The 2,639-nt window shown below is 50.9% G+C and carries 3 protein-coding genes; 2 read left to right on the forward strand and 1 reads right to left on the reverse strand.

The window, feature by feature from the left end; translation table 11 throughout:
* A partial coding sequence (locus Q0072_RS20945; RefSeq protein ID WP_298333795.1) for an aspartyl/asparaginyl beta-hydroxylase domain-containing protein occupies positions 1 to 836 on the reverse strand: 836 nt, incomplete at its 3' end.
* Positions 837 to 1,187: 351 nt separating this feature from the next.
* On the opposite strand from Q0072_RS20945, the gene Q0072_RS20950 reads away from it, so the two are divergent.
* Entirely contained in the window at positions 1,188 to 1,967 is a 780-nt protein-coding gene (locus Q0072_RS20950) for a GTPase (protein ID WP_298333797.1), read from the forward strand.
* A 103-nt stretch (positions 1,968 to 2,070) separates the two neighbouring features.
* On the forward strand, positions 2,071 to 2,433 hold the full coding sequence (locus Q0072_RS20955; protein WP_298333799.1) for a hypothetical protein: 363 nt from the start codon (positions 2,071 to 2,073) through the stop codon (positions 2,431 to 2,433).
* The last annotated feature ends 206 nt before the right edge of the window (positions 2,434 to 2,639 follow it).

The raw sequence follows: 2,639 nt of genomic DNA on the forward strand, positions 1-2,639 counted from the left end.
CGGATGCCGGTCAGCGGAATACCGTCCATGGCCGCCGCCGTGGCGGGGCAGCGGGCGATGTTTTCCTCCTGCGGCACGCCATTCTTCCACAGATAGAAGGCGCTCCAATCCGGGTTGCCGCGCAGGCCCGACCGGTCCACCTGCGCCCGGTTGGCGCTGGCCTCCAGATAGGGTTGGAAGGCTTCCGGTCCCTGCATGACGGCCCGCAGTTCCTGGCGGATGGCGTCGGTCTGCGCCTCCAGCCCCTCCAGCCAGGGGAAGGCGGCGCGGTCGTAGAACTGCACTTGCGGCAGTTCCGGGAACAGGTAGGCCTGGGGCTGCTGATAATAGACCTGCCGCCGCCCGAACAGGATATCCAGCGAGCGGCCAAACCGTCCGCCGCCCATATCCGCCCCGAACCCGGCCTGTTCCAGGCTGGACAGCAGATGCGCCTCAAACCGGCGGGCGTAGTCCTGAGTCGCCCCCTGCACCCGCCGCAGCTCCGCCACCAGATCAGGCGGCAGCTGTGCTGCCGGCGGGGCCGCGCGCAGGGCGTTGTTGTAGAAGGAGGTGGCAGCCTTGTGGTCGCCCTGGCCCCCAAAATGATCCCCCTTCAGGATCAGCGCCCGCACATTCCGCGGGTCCAGTGCCAGCACCTTATCCAGGGCCGCCAGCATGCCCACCGCATCGCCCACACCCCGGCAGCCATAGGCCAGGCCCAGCCAGATGCCCAGATCGTTGGCCCCCATCGCCACCGCCTGCCCGAACCCCGCCTTGGCCCCGGCAAAATCCCCCCGCTTCAAGGCCTCGGCCCCGGCGCGGGCATGGGGAGTGGGGTCGGTGGGACGGGTGAACATGGCGGCAATCCTGGCTGCGGGCTGTAGCCATTGGACGGGATTGGTTAAGCCGGCGTCAACCCTGTTTGGGGGGGCTGCCGCCCCGCCATAGTGTCCGACGACCTCGTCGTGTCTAGACTCCCAAAGTTATTGAGATCTCGACATTTTCAGAGTCAGAAACCAAACATTATAAATACTCTAATAGTTTTTAAAATTGAATTCCATGATATACAGTGTCATGTGGCCAGTTTTAATCTTGTATGCAACTTCATAACTGGGGAGTTATTCGCATTTTATATTGACGTATGTGCCCATTTTAGAAACTTTAATAGAAGTTGTATGTGGGATAAATCAGAAGGCAGGGTAGATATCATGACTGAGGAAGGCATTGAGGCATTCATTCCCTATGGACGTGAGGTCGCCGCGATACTGCGTAAGACCGGGGCATTGGAGCGAGTCGTAGAATGGCTCTCACGCAAATCCCCACAGTATGTTCTGGTACTTGGTGCATCAGGTGCTGGTAAATCATCCTTCATCAAGCATTTGTTGGGTGAGGGTACCCAAATAAGCCGTCATAACAGGACAGTTGGTTTCCATGATGTTGATGGAATGATTGAAAATATTAGATTTCTAATAACGGATACGCCCGGACAGATGGATGAAGTCTATAAAGATGAAAGAATGAAGGCTATTTTGACAGCTGCTCGTCAAGATAAACTTGGCATCATAAATGTTGTTTCTTATGGTCTTCATGAGGAAACAGTCCCCAAAGATAAGGCGGTTGTAGATGCATCTGCGAACGCAAGCTATCTTCAATCCCGCCGCGACTTGGAGATAAGTTTGTTGTCGCAATGGACCAATGTGCTTTGTGGTGATGGAGGGGCCGCTGCGTGGGTCATGACAGTGGTCACGAAGGCGGATCTTTGGTGGACGGGTCATGCCGATCAAGAGGTCTTGAAATACTATCAAGAAGGTCCGTACTTCCAAGCACTTGGACCGGCTGCCCGCTTAAGGCATCGTTTCTGTCCACATTCGTCGCATAATCAACTATTTTATCATACAGTACCGTTATCTGGGTACTATGATGATAAATTGAAGCAAACTCATAGAGATGAGTTTGTTGCTGCGTTGCTTGAGAATGTGAGCCTTTAGAATGTCAAGGGACACCACAACGACGCTGAGGCAGGCAGTTGATCGACTAACTGCCCTAACGTTGCGTATAGAGTTCTGTTCTCGTCTAATTGTGGTGTTCTCCATGCTGCAATTTTTTCTGATTTTTGGAGTCTTTGTGACTTATTCGTCGAGGGCTGTTAACTATTCTTTAGATTATCATATAATTAATAGTAAAACTTGGATTAGCTTTCTTTTGATGGCTGCTGTTGTGATTCTGCTTGTCATGTTTGAGCGAATGGTAAAAATTGGTGAAATATACTTTGTAGAAATATCTGATCAACATCTTTGGGACGAGGATGATATAGAAGATTTGAGATTTGAATATAGAGTTTCTTTACGAAAATTTTCTGTATCCCGTGATCTACCTATCGCACCCGGTAAAATTGGCATACCATTATATTTTTTATTTAATTTTACAATCATGGTATTGTCTTCATTATTTTAGTATATTGGCTATTATTGGGGTTCAGAATTAAAATTTTTCTATCGTTAAAACGCATTTTCGTTCTATATATGGTATATACTTGTTTTTGGTGGCGCCTTTGAATTCCACATCTGCCAATATTTTCGTACAATTAATTACTAGGCTGAACGCATTCGGGCCGTTCACACGCCTCTTGGTCTCACCGAACCATGGCCAGTTCCACGGCC

This window comes from Asticcacaulis sp. (assembly GCF_027484505.1).
In the GTDB taxonomy this organism is placed as follows: Bacteria; Pseudomonadota; Alphaproteobacteria; order Caulobacterales; family Caulobacteraceae; genus Asticcacaulis.